At 27.3% G+C, this 16,478-nt stretch carries 16 protein-coding genes; 14 read left to right on the top strand and 2 right to left on the bottom strand.

Annotated features, from left to right (window positions below; translation table 11 throughout):
• Positions 1 to 129 precede the first annotated feature (129 nt).
• Complete coding sequence (gene sleC, locus BN7997_RS02825) at positions 130 to 1,401, bottom strand: spore cortex-lytic germination protein SleC (protein WP_071119374.1); 1,272 nt, start codon at positions 1,399 to 1,401, stop codon at positions 130 to 132.
• A 118-nt stretch (positions 1,402 to 1,519) separates the two neighbouring features.
• Between sleC and BN7997_RS02830 the strand changes: the two genes are divergently transcribed.
• From BN7997_RS02830 to BN7997_RS02875, 10 genes are all read left to right on the top strand, one after another.
• Positions 1,520 to 2,251, top strand: coding sequence for a PrsW family intramembrane metalloprotease (locus BN7997_RS02830; RefSeq protein ID WP_071119375.1), 732 nt, complete (start codon positions 1,520 to 1,522; stop codon positions 2,249 to 2,251).
• Positions 2,252 to 2,253: 2 nt separating this feature from the next.
• Positions 2,254 to 3,552, top strand: a complete 1,299-nt coding sequence (locus BN7997_RS02835) for an RsmF rRNA methyltransferase first C-terminal domain-containing protein (RefSeq protein WP_074010950.1) — start codon at positions 2,254 to 2,256, stop codon at positions 3,550 to 3,552.
• A 67-nt stretch (positions 3,553 to 3,619) separates the two neighbouring features.
• Positions 3,620 to 4,420: a hypothetical protein gene (locus tag BN7997_RS02840; RefSeq protein WP_071119376.1), complete on the top strand. Its 801-nt coding sequence runs from the start codon at positions 3,620 to 3,622 to the stop codon at positions 4,418 to 4,420.
• 20 nt (positions 4,421 to 4,440) lie between these two features.
• The gene (gene lepB / locus BN7997_RS02845) at positions 4,441 to 4,974 is read left to right on the top strand and encodes a signal peptidase I (protein ID WP_071119377.1); all 534 of its coding nucleotides are present in this window, start codon (positions 4,441 to 4,443) and stop codon (positions 4,972 to 4,974) included.
• A gap of 8 nt (positions 4,975 to 4,982) precedes the next feature.
• Positions 4,983 to 5,744, top strand: a complete 762-nt coding sequence (locus BN7997_RS02850; protein ID WP_071119378.1) for a sugar phosphate isomerase/epimerase family protein — start codon at positions 4,983 to 4,985, stop codon at positions 5,742 to 5,744.
• Between the two features lie 41 nt (positions 5,745 to 5,785).
• Positions 5,786 to 7,453 (top strand): nucleoside kinase, encoded by a 1,668-nt coding sequence (locus BN7997_RS02855; RefSeq protein ID WP_071119379.1) that lies wholly within the window; start codon positions 5,786 to 5,788, stop codon positions 7,451 to 7,453.
• Positions 7,454 to 7,579: 126 nt separating this feature from the next.
• Complete coding sequence (gene glsA, locus BN7997_RS02860; RefSeq protein ID WP_071119380.1) at positions 7,580 to 8,497, top strand: glutaminase A; 918 nt, start codon at positions 7,580 to 7,582, stop codon at positions 8,495 to 8,497.
• 78 nt (positions 8,498 to 8,575) lie between these two features.
• On the top strand, positions 8,576 to 9,136 hold the full coding sequence (locus BN7997_RS02865; protein ID WP_071119381.1) for an ArsR/SmtB family transcription factor: 561 nt from the start codon (positions 8,576 to 8,578) through the stop codon (positions 9,134 to 9,136).
• An 80-nt stretch (positions 9,137 to 9,216) separates the two neighbouring features.
• Positions 9,217 to 10,053 carry a deoxyribonuclease IV gene (locus tag BN7997_RS02870; RefSeq protein WP_071119382.1) on the top strand — a complete coding sequence of 279 codons (837 nt, stop codon included), beginning with the start codon at positions 9,217 to 9,219 and terminating at the stop codon, positions 10,051 to 10,053.
• 66 nt (positions 10,054 to 10,119) lie between these two features.
• On the top strand, positions 10,120 to 11,115 hold the full coding sequence (locus tag BN7997_RS02875; RefSeq protein ID WP_071119383.1) for an aldo/keto reductase: 996 nt from the start codon (positions 10,120 to 10,122) through the stop codon (positions 11,113 to 11,115).
• A 62-nt stretch (positions 11,116 to 11,177) separates the two neighbouring features.
• On the opposite strand, the gene BN7997_RS02880 is transcribed toward BN7997_RS02875, so the two are convergent.
• Complete coding sequence (locus BN7997_RS02880; RefSeq protein WP_071119384.1) at positions 11,178 to 11,582, bottom strand: RusA family crossover junction endodeoxyribonuclease; 405 nt, start codon at positions 11,580 to 11,582, stop codon at positions 11,178 to 11,180.
• 63 nt (positions 11,583 to 11,645) lie between these two features.
• On the opposite strand from BN7997_RS02880, the gene queG reads away from it, so the two are divergent.
• From queG to trmL, 4 genes are all read left to right on the top strand, one after another.
• The gene (gene queG, locus BN7997_RS02885) at positions 11,646 to 12,551 is read left to right on the top strand and encodes a tRNA epoxyqueuosine(34) reductase QueG (RefSeq protein ID WP_071119385.1); all 906 of its coding nucleotides are present in this window, start codon (positions 11,646 to 11,648) and stop codon (positions 12,549 to 12,551) included.
• A gap of 142 nt (positions 12,552 to 12,693) precedes the next feature.
• The gene (locus BN7997_RS02890; RefSeq protein ID WP_071119386.1) at positions 12,694 to 14,949 is read left to right on the top strand and encodes a Lon protease family protein; all 2,256 of its coding nucleotides are present in this window, start codon (positions 12,694 to 12,696) and stop codon (positions 14,947 to 14,949) included.
• Between the two features lie 218 nt (positions 14,950 to 15,167).
• Positions 15,168 to 15,794: an endonuclease III gene (nth, locus tag BN7997_RS02895; protein ID WP_071119387.1), complete on the top strand. Its 627-nt coding sequence runs from the start codon at positions 15,168 to 15,170 to the stop codon at positions 15,792 to 15,794.
• A gap of 76 nt (positions 15,795 to 15,870) precedes the next feature.
• Positions 15,871 to 16,341: a tRNA (uridine(34)/cytosine(34)/5-carboxymethylaminomethyluridine(34)-2'-O)-methyltransferase TrmL gene (trmL, locus tag BN7997_RS02900; protein WP_071119388.1), complete on the top strand. Its 471-nt coding sequence runs from the start codon at positions 15,871 to 15,873 to the stop codon at positions 16,339 to 16,341.
• Positions 16,342 to 16,478 lie beyond the last annotated feature (137 nt).

Consider the following 16,478-nt stretch of genomic DNA (forward strand, 5'->3'; position numbering starts at 1 on the left):
TTCTTTTCTTATAGTTAACATATTTATCACCTCATAAAGAGTATTGACAAAAATAAAAGAGCGTAGACTTTGTCTACGCTCTGAAATATTTAAGTAATAAAAGACCACATAAAAGTGGTCTTTTATTACTTAAATATTTGGATTTAAAGAAGCTATTTTAGTAACAGCAACATAAACTCTAGAAATTTCGTACCAAGTTTTAAAATCTACAACGCCTGTTTTTGGAAGACCGAAGATTCCTTGGAAGGTACTAACTGCTTCGGCAGTGCTATTTCCATAAACACCATCTTCTTTTACTTTTGGAATAGCAGGGTAAGAGTTTGATATTGCATTTAATTGATGTTGTATAGTTTTAACATATTTTCCGCTAGATCCAACCTGTAATGTATCTCCAGGGAATGATACAGGTACACCACTTACAACAGGTGCTTCTTCAAAGACTATTTCATCACCATAAAAATATCTTAAAATACTTTTATAATCCATTCCTTGATCTCCTAAGTCCTTACTTCCCCATTGAGTCATTTGATTAGGACATTGAGATTTTTTACCATCACAGTATTGAGCTAAAAGAGGCTGTCTAGCTGTTGGAGGTCTTTTTATAAATGTATTAAAAATATTATCAACAACAACATTTATAGTATCAAAGAAATTTCTATTGTTTATAAATTTATGATCATATGCAGTAGATGATGTTATTGTAAAGTTAAGTCCTTTATTTCTATACCATTCTGTAAAAACTCTATTTAGAGTAAATGATATTATAGCTATTACATTTGCATATATAGTTTGTTCTGGCCAAGTAGAATATATCTCAGATGAAGCTACATTTTTTATATACTCTTTAAATGGAATCCAGTAATTTGGAGCATAACTATCTTCAGGTAAACCATCATGAACAACTACAAATTCGGGAACAACAGGATTGTCTAAGACAACAAATCCTGTTGGTGGTGGTAAAGGCTTTAAATCACTTTCTGGTATTTTAGGAGGATATGTTCCGTACAAAGTATTTTCCTCTATATAATAAACATTCTCATTTTGTCTATAGTAAAAGTGTCTACGTCGTGTTTGAGTATTTAGAGGGACATTTTGTCTAGCCTCTACAGTAGGAAATACTTGAGTTCCATCGATAATAGCTGTTTCATATCCTTCTGAAATTACTTCTACAGTATATTGACTATAAGGTCTAACATCTGAAGGTTGTTGAGAATATTGAATGTCAGGTGCATCTAACGTGATACCAGTAACTTGACCGGAGTTATCAGTTTTTAAATTTTGATATATTTGAGTTTGTCTTTCTCCAGATTCAGGATTTTTATAAATATTTACAGTTGCATTTTCGATAGGCCTATTAGTTGCACTGTCAATAACACTAACTGTTAGGAAACCATCTTGCATATAATCACCTCTTCATATAAATAATACTTTTCTACATTCATACTATGAAGATAGCTATTATTTTGTTAAGGATAAATGGAAATAATATATCTATAAAATATAAAGAGAGGATTAATTTATGAAATTAGATCTATTAATATTGGCTATAGCACCAGTTGCAACAATTATATTATGGATATATTTGAAAGATAAATATGATAAGGAACCAATACGTGTACTAAGTAAGTTTTTTATACTTGGTATCTTAGTAAGTATATTAGCAATTTATGCAGAAGAAATACTTATAAAAATAAATATATTTACAGGAAAAATTAATATTTTTTATATGTCTTTTATAGTTGCAGGGTTAGTTGAAGAAGGATTAAAAGAGTTAGTGCTTATACCAAATTTACTAAAAGAAAAAAGCTTTAATGAAAGGTTAGATGGTATTATATACTCAGTATTTTTATCCTTGGGGTTTGCAACTATTGAAAATATTATATATATATTATTTGAGGATTCAATATCAGCTTTTGAAGTTGGAATCATAAGATCTATAATATCAGTTCCTGCACATATGATGTTTGCTGTAATTATGGGATACTACATTTCAAAATATAGATTTACTAGCTCTAAAGCTAAAAAAAGAAAATATTTAACATTATCTATAGTATTGCCTATTTTATTACATGGAGTTTTTGATTTTATATTGATGATACAATATAGATGGTCTATTATAGTGTTTATAGTTTATATAGTATATTTATGGAAAAGCAGTCTAGATAAACTAGATGAATATACAAATAATTCTAGAAAAAAATTTTTAAAAAGATATAAATTTATTAGGCATAAAAAGAGAAAGGACGATTAAAATTGAAGAAATTACCACAAAGATTTTTAGATGACATGAAAGAACTTCTTATGGATGAATATGATGATTTTATAAAAAGTTATGATGAACCTAAAACAACAGGATTAAGAATCAACACTTTAAAAATAAATAAAGAAGAATTATTAAATTTAAATTTATATAATTTAACACCGATACCTTGGGCAGATGAAGGATTTTATTATGATGAGGAAGTAGATAGACCAGGGAAAAGTCCACTACATGAATCAGGCGCATATTATTTACAAGAACCATCTGCAATGAGTGTAGTACCTCATCTTGATATAAAAGAAGGAGATAAAGTTCTTGATATGTGTGCTGCCCCAGGAGGAAAATCTACATATATATTATCGAAACTAAATGATACAGGATTATTAGTATCAAATGAGATAAATCCTACTAGAATAAGAGCACTAGGAGAAAACTTAGAGCGATTTGGGGCTAGAAATTGTATAATAACAAATACTGATTCTAATAATTTGAGAAAGTTATTTACAGGATATTTTGATAAGGTAGTAATTGATGCGCCTTGTTCAGGACAAGGTATGTTTAGGAAAGATGAAGTTGCCATAACGGATTGGAGTTATGCTAAGGTTTTAGAATGCCAAAGTATTCAAAAAGATATTATAAGAGATGGATATGATATGTTAAAAAATGGTGGAGTATTAGTATATTCTACTTGTACATTTGCAAAAGAAGAGAATGAAGATGTAATAAATGAGTTTATATCTGAATATAAAGATGCTAAATTAATTGAAATGCAAAGAATATGGCCGCATAAAGTAAGTGGAGAAGGTCATTTTGTTGCTAAAATTCAAAAATTAGAGAATGAAGATTGTAATGTAAAATATATAAAAATAAAGAATAACGATAAAGAAGTAAAGGATTATAGAGAGTTTGAAAAAAAATTCTTAAATATATCTATGGAAAGTAGATTTGATATAAGAGGAGAAAATTTATACTTACTACCTGAAGAACATCCGGATACAAAAAAATTAAAAGTATTAAGATATGGTCTGCACTTAGGAATGCTAAAGAAAAATAGATTTGAGCCTTCTCATGCATTATCTCATTATTTTAAAATGGAAGATGTAAAAAATGTAGAAAACTTTAGTATACAAGATAATAAAATTTTAGACTATCTAAGAGGAAATACTATAGAAACAGGAAAAAGTAGAGGATGGGTTTTAGTTTGTGTAGAAGGTATAGGTCTTGGATGGGGAAAAGAATCTAATGGTATATTAAAGAATCATTACCCTAAAGGATTAAGAATAAATTACTAAAATTATTTAATAAAATCTCCAATATAGTTCAATAATAAAATATAAAACTATTTTATGGAGGTAGGTTATGGAGATTTTAAGTGAAAATCAAGAGTATGCTATATCAAAATTTTTACAAAGATATGATTATGATGCAGTATTAGAGATACTAGAAGAAGCCGGAATTATAGATGGAGATTTATATTTTTTAATTGAATCGTGTCAGTACTCTGTTAATTTTGAATTTAAAAGAGCTTTAGAATCTATAGAAAAAATGAGTAGCCAGATGCTAACTAGAAGAGAAATAAAAAAATTGATAACTAATCTTAATAATTTAGAACAGGGGGAACCAGAAGATATATTATCTGAATTAATTGAGAATATAAAAATTCAAATTGTAAATGAAGAATATATAGATTTTTTAGGTAGACTTTATAGATTAAAAGAAGCATTATTTAAGTATATATTTGTAAGTACTAAAGAATCTAAAAGCTATAAAGTATCAATGCATGGATATATGGTATCAAAAAAAAATATACTATATACATTAAAAAAGAAGTATAATATTTATAGTGGGAACCTAATCAAAGGGGTAACTCAGTACATAAATAGACATGTGAAGAAAACTAAAAGAATGGAAAAGGTAGTAGAAATACTAAATAACGATAGGTTAGAAAGTTTGATAAGACTTAGAAATGAAAGCCCTGTAGGACATGGTTTTAAGGGTATAAGCAAAGAGGAAATTGAAAATATTTACGGAAGTCCTATGGAAGTTATGAGAGATTTAGTTAAAGCATGTGAACTTTTGGACTTAGGTATTAGTTCAAATAAATATGATGATATCAATGAGATGGCTGTCCATATGATAGGAAGCTATGAAAATCATTAATTTTAGAGGAGATGGTGTGAGTGAGTGAAAAGTTTAAGAAGGAGCTAATTGAGTGGATAAAAGTAATTGCAACAGCATTAGTATTTGCCTTTATAATAACTCAGTTTATAAGACCTACTTTAGTTAGAGGAGAGTCAATGTATCCAACATTAGTTGAAAATGACTATTTAATAATAAATAGAATGGCTTATAAAATAGGAGAACCAAAAGATGGTGATATAATAGTATTCAAAACTAACCTATTACAAGATGATGGAAAACCAAAAGACTTAGTTAAAAGAGTTATAGCTACAGAAGGACAACATATAAAAATAGAAGATTCTAAAGTATATGTAGATGATAAACTTTTAGATGAGCCATATATACATGATAATTATACTAGTGAAAACATAGATTTGATAGTTCCAGAAGGTGAAGTTTTTGCTATGGGGGACAATAGAGAAAAAAGTTTAGATAGTAGATATGAACAAGTTGGATTAGTTAAGGAAAAAGATATAATGGGAAAAGTTATGATAAGATTATTCCCATTTAATAAAATAGGTACTGTAAGTTAGGTAAGTATATGAGATTAGGTATATCTGCTCTTTTATTTAATTTAGATAAAGCTCTAGAACTTTGTAGAGAAGTTGATAGAATTAATCATATAGAAGTAGGCATAGATAATTTAGATGAATGTATTAAGTTAAGTAAATATAAAGGTGAGTTTGATAAATTAAATTTATCTTTAGGAATACATCTTCCAATGGAGCTTAATTCTTGTGAAAATATAAAATATATAAGAAAATCATGGATAGATTTTATAAATAAATTTGAAGATGGGCTGAAAGATTTAAATATAGAGTACTTTAATATGCATTTAGGTTATGTAATATCTGAAAGATTATATAAAAATAGAATAAAATACTTAGATAATAGTGTTTCATTTTTTGAAGAATTATTAAAAGTAAGTAATAAAAGGTTATCTATAGAGAATACATATTCTAAGAGTGGAGATCTTTCAAATATTGGATATATATGTGATGATTTTGAATATATATTTAATAAAATTAAAAGTCAAAATTTATGTTTTTGCTATGATACAGGTCATAACTTAATAAATAATAGTGACTATATCAGCAATTTAAATGATAGATTAGAGATAATTCATTTAAGTGACAATAATGGTATCGATGATAGTCATTTAGGTATAGGTAGAGGTATTTTGCGTGAAAATGAAATAAAAAGGTTATTAAGTGTTAATGCAAAGTACTTAATATTAGAAATTAATCATAACCATATAAAAGAAACTATAGATATATTAGATAAAATAAAAAAAGGGGTATGATATACCCCTTTTTAATATATTGAAAGAAGGGAGTATATGTTATGAGCATAATAAATATATGCATTAATAATGTGAATAGAGAGTATTACTTAGAAGAAGGCTCTTCAGGTATAGTTTTAGAAAATATAGTAAAAGACATAGAAAGTGAATATAAAGGATATATAACACTTGCAAATATAAATAATAAATTAAGGGAATTAAGCTATAAAGTAAAAGAAGACTGCAATATAAAATTTATAGATACAACAAATGCAGATGGTTCAAGAGTATATTCTAGGACAATGTCTTTTATATTTATAATGGCTTGTAATGAATTATTCGATAAAGCTAGAGTTACGATTGAACATTCTTTATCAAGGGGACTTTATTGTGAAGTTCATACAAATACAAAACTTCAAGATTTTGATTTAAAAAATATTAAAAATAAGATGCAAGATATAATAGATAAAAATTATAAAATAGAAAAAATATCTACAACAAAGTCAAACGCTATTAAGATATTTGAAGAGCATGGAATGTATGAAAAAGCTGAGTTATTAAGATATAAAGAACATGATGATGTAAAAATATATAAATGTAATAATTATATAAATCATTTTTATGGACATATGTTACCTTCAACAGGATATATAAAAACTTTTGATTTAAAACAGTATGAAAATGGGGTAATATTATTAGGTCCGAGTGAATCTGATAAAACAAAAGCTAAAGAGTATGTACCACAACCAAAGCTTGCAAATATTTATAAAGAAGCGGAAGAGTGGGCTAAGGTAATTGATGTAGATAAAGTTATAACTTTAAATAAAATAATAGAAAATAATCAATATGGAGAAGTTATAAGGACGGTTGAAGCTTTACACGAGAAAAAATTATCTCAAATAGCAGATATGATAAAAGAAAAGAAAAAAAGAGTTGTACTTATAGCAGCTCCATCTTCATCTGGAAAAACTAGTTTTGCTAATAGATTATGTATACATCTTAAAGTTAATGGACTAAATCCTGTATCAATCTCACTAGATGATTATTTTTTAAATAGAGAGGATACACCTTTAGATGAATTCGGTAAATATGATTTTGAATCAATATATGCAATAGATTTAGAGAAATTTAATTCAGACTTAAAAAGTTTATTAGATGGAAAAGAAGTAAATCTACCTAAATTTAATTTTAAAACAGGAAAAAGAGAAGAAAATTATAAAAAATTAAAAATAAAAGAAAATCAGCCTATAATACTAGAAGGGATACATGGATTAAATCCAATATTGACATCATCAATACACGATGAAGACAAATTTAAAATATATATTAGTGCTTTGACACAAATAAATTTAGATGATTATAATAGAATACCTACTACAGACTTAAGGCTTATAAGAAGAATGGTAAGAGATCATAACTTTAGAGGATATAGCGCTAAACACACTATTATGAATTGGGATTCTGTAAGAAGGGGAGAAAAGAAAAATATATTTCCATATCAAGAAGAAGCTGATATAATATTTAACTCAGCTTGTGTTTATGAGTTAGCAGTATTAAAAAAATATGCTAAACCATTGCTAGAAGAAATAAAAAGTGATGATGAAGCATATATAGAAGCCAATAGGCTTCTTAAATTCTTACAGTATTTTATTGAATTAGAAGATACATCAGATATACCTTCTACATCTATACTAAGGGAATTTATAGGGGGAAGTAAAATAGTAGATTAATGGGGAAGAGGGGCTATATTAGAATATTTATATATAATAATAATTATTATATATAAATATATTTTGATATACTCCTTTTTATATTACATAATATATTTATAAATATCATTTACTAAGGAGGAACTAATGAATAACTTATTAAAACAAGTAATAGATGAAAATAGAAAGTATACTAATTATGGACAAGTTGCTAGCTATATACCAGAACTAAAAAATGCAAAAAGAAGTGATTTAGGTATATGTATAATTGACAAGGATAATAAAATATACACAGCTGGAAATTATAATACTAAATTTACTATACAAAGTATATCTAAGCCTATAGTTTTAGCTATGGCTTTAATGGATAATGATTGGACAACTGTATTTTCTAAGGTAGGTATGGAGCCAAGTGGAGACCCATTTAACTCGATAATGAAATTAGAAACAAATGATACAAAAAAACCTTCAAATCCTATGATAAATGCAGGTGCAATAGTAACTACTTCACTTATAAAAGGTAGTAGTTTAGAAGAGAAAGAAGAAAGAATGTTACAGTTCTTTAGACGTTTAGCTAATAATGATAGCATTGGGATAAATTATGAAGTTTATAAGTCAGAAAAGCTAACTGGTGATAGAAATAGAGCCATGGCATACTTATTAAAGAATGATGGATTTATAGATGGTGACGTAGAAGAAGTACTAGATTTATATTTTAAACAATGCTCTATAGAAATAGATTGTGTAGATTTAGCAAGAATCGGAATAAATCTTGCAATGTATGGAATAGATATAGAAAGTAAAGAAAGATTAATTAGTGAAAAAGTTTCTAGAATGGTAAAAACATTTATGGTTACTTGTGGAATGTATGATGCATCGGGTGAATTTGCTATAAGAGTTGGCATACCTGCAAAATCTGGTGTTGGGGGAGGTATAATGGCTTCTGTTCCAGACATAATGGGTATAGGAGTTTATGGACCAGCTCTTGATAAAAAAGGAAATAGTATAGCTGGAGTTAAGGTTTTAGAAGATTTATCTGAAAAGTTAGAATTAAATATATTTTAAAATATGGAATTTTTTGACAACTCTAAAGCCTTCTTATATAATTAAAATGTAATTAAAAATATTTCAGGGGGTGGGGGAATGAGAGAAGTGCTTGTACTTAGAGATTTAGAATGTATAAAAGCTATTGCGCATCCGAAAAGAATAGATATTTTAAAAGCATTTAATAACTTACCGCTATCGGCTAAACAGTTATCTCAGATGCTTGATGAACCTCATGCAAAAATAAATTATCATATAAAAACTCTTTATAATGTGGGGATTTTAGAATTAGTAGAAGAGAAGATTAAATCGGGAATTGTAGAAAAATACTATTATCCAAAAGCAAAGAATATAGTTATAGATAAAAATGTAATAAATTTCTCTTTAAGAGAAGATGATGATGAAGCATTTTTATCAAAATTTGATGATATAATAGAATTATTTTATCAAGCTGCGGAAGAACAAGTATTAGAAGAAAAAAATATAGTTGATTATCATAATATATCTCTTACGCAAAATGAACTTATAGAACTTAACAATACTATAAAATATAAAATAGAAGAAATAATACATAAAAGAAAGTCAGAAGATGAAGAGTTACAATATGATATAGTTATGGTTTCGATACCAGTACAAAAAAAAGAAACATGTAATTTATGATAAGTATCAATGTTTATTGATACTTATTTTTTTGGGTATATTAGTAATATAAAAAATTAATTAATAAGGAGAGATTGAAAATGCTTGTAATAGGACCACATATTTCAATATCAAAAGGATTTGGTAAGGCAGCTCAAACAGCAGTAGATATTGGAGCAAATACATTCCAATTCTTTAGTAGAAATCCAAGAGGAGGAAATGCTAAAGAATTTGATGAAAAGGATATAGAAAAATTTCAAAAAATAAGAAAAGAATATAATTTTGGACCACTTTTAGCACATGCACCTTATACTATGAACTTAGGTGGATCAAAGGATGAAGTATATGAATTTGGAAGAAAAGTTATAAAAGAAGATATAGAAAGAATGGATTCTTTAGGAATAGAGTATATGTGTTTTCATCCAGGTAGCCACGTTGGTGGAGGGATAGATTTTGGTATACAAAGAATAGTAGATGCTTTAAATGAAACACTAACAGGAGAAGAAAATATAACTGTTCTTCTTGAAACTATGTCTGGAAAAGGAACTGAAATTGGATTTACTTTTGAACAAATCAAAAGAATAATAGATGGGGTAACTCATAATGAAAAGTTAGGTGTATGTTTAGATACATGCCATATATTTTCAGCAGGATATGATATAGTAAATGATTTAGATGGAGTTTTAGCTGAGTTTGACAGCATAATAGGATTAGATAGACTTAAGGCTGTACATTTAAACGATAGTATGATGCCTTTTGGAGGGAAAAAAGATAGACATGCAGTAATAGGAGAGGGTGAAATTGGTTTAAATGCTATAATAAACTTTATGAGTCATCCTAAATTAAATAAACTGCCTTTCTTCCTAGAGACACCTCTTGAGGATGAAGGTCATAAAAAAGAAATAGCTATGATAAAAGAAATATTGTCTGATAAATAGATTTTGATTATATAATAAAATAACCTTATAATATAATAAGAAAACATATTATAAGGTGGGATATATATGAGATTATTAGGTAAAACTAATATGAAGGTAAATAGGGTCGGTTTTGGTGGAATACCAATTCAAAGGATAACACAAGAAGAAACTAATAAAGTGATAAATGAATTAATTGATAAAAATGTCAATTTTATAGATACTGCAAGAGCTTATACTATAAGTGAAGAGTATATAGGAAATGCTATAGAAGGTAAAAGAGAAAAGTTTTTTATTGCTACTAAAAGTATGGCTAGAGATTATGAATCAATGAAGCAAGATATAGAAATAAGTTTGAAAAACTTAAAAACAGATTATATAGACTTATATCAAATTCATAATCTTAAGCCAGAAGAATATAAAACTATATTTGATGAAAATAAAGCATATAAAGCATTATTAGAAGCAAAAGAAGAAGGTAAAATAAAATATATAGGAATAACTAGCCATAGTTTAGAAACTATAGAAAAGTCAATAGAAGATGAAAAGTTTTCGACTATACAATTTCCATATAATATAATTGAAGATCAAGCGGATGAAGTTTTTAAAAAAGCTAATAAAAAAGATATAGGAATTATAGTAATGAAGCCTTTAGCAGGTGGAGCTATAGATGATGCAAAGTTAGCAATAAAATATATACTTTCAAAAGATTATATAGATGTAGTTATACCTGGTATGGAAAGTATTGAACAAGTTAGAGAGAATGTATCAGTGCTACAAGATACTAATATTACAAAAGATGATGAACTTAAGATACAAGAAATAAGAGATATTATGGGTAAAAGGTTTTGTAGAAGATGTGAATATTGCTTACCATGTCCATTAAAAATAAATATACCTCAAAACTTCTTGTTAGAAGGATACTATGCAAGATATAATTTAAAGGATTGGGCAAAGGAAAGATATAAATCGTTAGAAGTTAAAGCAAGTGCATGTGTAGAATGCGGATTATGCGAAACTAAATGTCCATATGAATTACCTATAAGGGAAATGTTAAAAGAGGTATCATCTAAGCTTGGTTAAAAATATAGAGTATAGATAATAATAAAGAGAACTTAAGTTTTAAGTTCTCTTTTATATATAAATTACTTTTTAGATATAACATAGGATACATCATACTCTGAAACAGGATAAAGTTCTATTTCAACTCTAGGATTATCCTTATCTATAAAGTCAAATAATAATACTGGTTTAAGCTGTTTATCATTTTTTATTATTCCACTTTTTTCTATACCATCACATATACTTTTAGGATAGTTGTGTAAGTCACCCATGCGTTTATTTGGGAAATATAACTTTAGTATAGTTATCAAGTCTTCTTCAATTGTATCACCAAAGTATTGTTGATTTATAAATCCAGCAATCATGTTTTCATAAGCTAAATATTTTGAATGTTTACCTGTTGATGGCATCCATGCCTGCCCATGGACATTGTGGAGTTTAAAGTTTGATTTACTAATAGGTCTACCTGGTATTGTTAATTTAATCAAAATATCACCACCCTTATACTCTAGTTATTATAAAACTAATATTTAATTAATGAAAGGTTTTTTATGAAGAAAGAAGAATTAAAAGATTTTTGTAAATCTATAGGAATAGATTGTGTCGGTATAGCTGGAGTAGGTCCCTACTACGATTTAGAAAAGATAATAAAACAAAGATTATTTAATGGATATACAACTGGTATGGAGGAACCTATTATAGAAAAGAGAGTTAATCCAAAAGAAACGATGGAAAATGTAAAATCTATAATAGTATGTGCATTTCCTTACTATATTGGAAATTTCAATGAAAGTAATTTATCAAAGTATTGTTATGGAGAAGATTATCATATAGTGGTTAAAGATATGTTGCAACAAATATGTAACCACTTATTAGACAATATAGATAATTTTGAGTATAAGATATTTGCAGATAATGGTCCACTAGTAGATAGATATTTGGCTTATTTATCTGGTATAGGATATTTTGGAATAAATAATAATATAATTACAGATGAATATGGTTCGTATGTGTTTATAGGATATATATTGACTAATTATGAGTTTCAAAGTGATACTCCGTTAGAAAAAACATGTATAAAATGTGGAAAATGTGTAAAATATTGTCCGGGAAATGCTCTTTTAGGAAATTATGAAATGAATCCTAAAAGATGTTTATCTTATATAACACAAAAAAAAGGAGATCTTGAAGAGGAAGAGGAAAAAGTATTGAAAGAAAATAAAAAAGTTTTTGGATGTGATATTTGCCAAGATATATGTCCTCACAATAAAAATATTCCAATAACCTCTATAGAAAGATTCAAACAAGATACAATTTTAAAGCTAGATGCTGAAGAAATTAATGATATATCGAATAAGGAATTTAAGAGAAGGTATGGAAATAGGGCATTTAGTTGGAGAGGTAAGAACATAATAAAAAGAAATATAAATATAGTTTCAGAGAAGCCGAATGAGTAAGAAGTCAAAGGCTTCTTTTTTTATTATAAACAATTTAAATGGAAAGATATTTTATATAATGAATAAAATTAGTATTAGATAACTCAACATTTACAAGCTATTAGTCATAGAATATATATATAGATAGAAGGGGGGAGGGTCAATGCTAAAATTTAACAATACATCTGAGATAGAACCTCTAGAAGGCATATTAGGTCAGGAAAGAGCTATAGAAGCTATGGAAATAGGATTAAAAATTGATAATCCAGCGTATAACATGTACTTAGCGGGAGATTCAGGAACAGGTAAAACAACATACGCTATGAATGCTTTAAATAAATACGCAGCTAAAAAAGGGAATCATAAAGATTGGTGCTATGTATATAATTTTGAAAATAACAGAGAACCATTAATAATTGGGCTTGAGAAAGGTCTAGGCAAAATATTCAAAAAAGATATTGAAAAGCTTATAGAAACTTTACTTGATGAACTAAGAGATGCCTTTGAAAGTGAAGATTTTGAAATAGGAAAAAATCAATTAATAGAAGAATATGAAATAGAAAAAGATGCATTACTTAAAAAGATAAAAAAATATGCGGAAGAAAAAGGATTTAAATTAAAAAATAGTAAAGTTGGTATGGTATTTATACCTATAGATGACAATAAAGAAGATGAAGAAGCTGAAGATGATGACTATACAGATGAAGAGTTCTATAAAGTAAAAAGAGAATTAGAAAATGCTGCAATACAAGTAGTATATAAAATTAGAGACTTAGAAGATGCAGCAAAAGAAGCATTATTAGAATTAGAAGAAGAAATTGCTAAATTTGTAATAGACCCTCATATTGAAGGTTTAATAGAGAAATATAATAGTTATGAGAAAGTTAAAGCGTACTTAAATAATATGAGAGATGATATATTAGAATATGTTTATTTATTCTATATGGATGAAGAAGAATTAAAAGATAAATATGATAAAGAACATTTCCTTAAATATAAAGTCAACTTATTTGTTGATAATGGAATTGATAGAGAAAATTCTAAAGCACCGGTAATAGTTGAAATAAATCCAAGTCCATCTAATTTATTTGGAAAAGCAGAGTATGATTACTATAATGGAAATGCAAAAACAGATTTTACAAAATTGATACCAGGAGCGGTTCACAAAGCAAATGGAGGATATTTAGTTTTATATGTTGATCAACTTCTAAGATATCCATTATCTTGGGATATGTTAAAAAGAGCTATTCAATCAAGACAAATAGGTGTAGATACACAAACATCAATAAAACCTGAAAATATGCCTATAGATATTAAAGTTATATTAATAGGAACTAATTATATGTACAATGTGCTTTATAACTACGACTCTGATTTTAGTAAGTATTTTAAAATATTTGTAGATTTTGACAATGAAATGGATAAAAATGAAAATAATGAAGATGGAATTGCTAGATTTATAGCATATCAATGTAACAAAAATAATTTAAAACATTTTACTTACGATGCTGTTGAAGAGGTTATAAAGTTTAGTACTAGAATTTGTGGAGATAAATATAAACTTTCAACTCAATTTAATAAAATAATGGAAATAATAGTTGAAGGTGATGTATGTGCTCAAATTAGAGATGCTGAATATGTAGATAAGTTTGATGTTCAAAAAGCTATATTAGAAAGAAAGAAAAGATTAAATAGAATAGAAAATAAGATGGATGAATCACTAGAAAATGGATTTACACTTATTGAAACTAAGGGAAGTAGAGTTGGTGTTATCAATGGATTGTCTGTACTGAGTACAGGTGAATATTCATTTGGAAGACCTTCTAGAATAACTGTGACAACTAGCCCAGGAAACAAAGGAATAGTTAATATAGAGAGAGAAGTTAATATGAGTGGACCAATACACAATAAAGGTGTTTTAATCTTAGGTGGATATTTAGCAGAGAACTTTGCTCAGGAATTCCCGCTTTCATTAAATGCAAATATATGCTTTGAACAAAATTACGGAGGCGTAGATGGAGATAGCGCAACAGGTGCTGAATTATACGCTTTACTATCATCATTAAGTAAAATACCTTTAAAACAAAGTATAGCTGCAACAGGTTCTATGAATCAAAAAGGTGAAATACAAGTAGTTGGTGGAATAAGTGAAAAAATAGAAGGATTTTATTCTGCTTGTAAAAAACAAGGACTAAATGATAATCAAGGTGTAATAATACCAAAAAATAATAGTAGAAACTTAATTTTATCTGATGAGGTAACAAATGCAATAGAAGAAGGTAAATTTACTATATATACAGTTGAAAGAGTAGAAGAAGCTATAGAAATATTAATGGATGTTAAATTTGATGAAGTAAAAAGACTAGTAATAGAAAGATTAAGAGAATTTAATGAGTTACAAAGTCCATCTAAAAAGTAGTTTTATATAAAATATTAATGGGTAAAATAATAAGGAGGTAGGAGTTATAAACTTTTACCTTCTTATTTTTATATAAATTGAAATATTACAACAAATTTTATTATATACACAATTATAGAATATTAAGACTTTTATTGTTTGTTAAAATTATAAGATTTATTATATAGTAGTCAAGATAGATAATAATAGCATAAATAAGAGGTTTAAGGGAGAATAATATGAAAAATATTAATAAAGTATTAGATATATTAGAAGAAACATATCCAGATGCAAAATGTGAACTAGATTACACTACACCATTTGAACTATTAGTAGCAACTATATTATCGGCTCAATGTACAGATGTAAGGGTAAACAAAGTTACAGGGGAGATGTTTAAAAAATATAATACTCCAATGGATTTTGCAAAACTTAGTATAGATGAAATACAAGAGGAAATAAAAACTTGTGGACTATATAAAAGTAAGGCTGAAAAAATAAAGTCTACATCAGAAAAAATATGTAATGAGTATAATGGAGAGGTTCCGGATAATTTAGAGGATTTAACTAAACTTCCTGGAGTAGGAAGAAAGACTGCTAATGTAGTACTTAGCAATGCTTTTGGACAAGATGCCATGGCAGTTGATACTCATGTATTTAGGGTTTCAAATAGAATTGGTATAGTTGATACTCAAACACCTGAAAAAACAGAGTTTGCTCTTATGGATGCCATACCAAAGAAAAGATGGTCTCACTCTCATCATTTATTAATATTTCATGGAAGAAGAATTTGCAAAGCTAGAAAACCAGAATGTGAAATTTGTCCAATAACGAAATATTGTAAATACTATAAGAACAACTTTTAGAAAGTAAGTTCTTAGAAATATGAATTTCTGATATAATTGTAAAGAAATATAATAGAGTGAAAAATAGGAGGACGAAATGTCAATAAATGTAGTTTTAGTAGAACCAGAAATACCTCAAAATACAGGAAATATAATAAGAACTTGTGCTGCTACAGGTGCAACTTTACATTTAGTAAGACCACTAGGATTTTCATTAGAAGATAAATATTTAAAAAGAAGTGGTCTTGATTACTGGGATATAGCAAATATACAATATTATGATAGTTTCGAAGAAGTTGTTGAAAAAAATCCAAATGGAACATTTTTCTATGCCACAACAAAAGTAGATCAAGCTCATTCTGATGTGAAATATGTTGATAATTCATTTATTGTATTTGGAAAAGAGACCAAAGGTTTACCTGAATCCCTTATAAAAGCAAACTTAGAAACATGTATAAGAATACCTATGTTAAACATTGAAAAAGCTAGATCTTTAAATCTGTCAAATTCAGTGGCTATAGTAGTATATGAAGCATTAAGACAACTAGATTATCCAGGAATGAGATAATTGCATATTTGCATTATAAAATGATACTAAAGGGGAAAATACTTATTGTATATGCCTAGTATCATTTTTTATTACCTGAATTGTATAATTAAATCAGACAAATATATAAACAAAAAAAGACACTTATGATATACTTA

Origin of the sequence: Romboutsia timonensis (assembly GCF_900106845.1) — a bacterium.
Classification (GTDB): domain Bacteria; phylum Bacillota; class Clostridia; order Peptostreptococcales; family Peptostreptococcaceae; genus Romboutsia; species Romboutsia timonensis.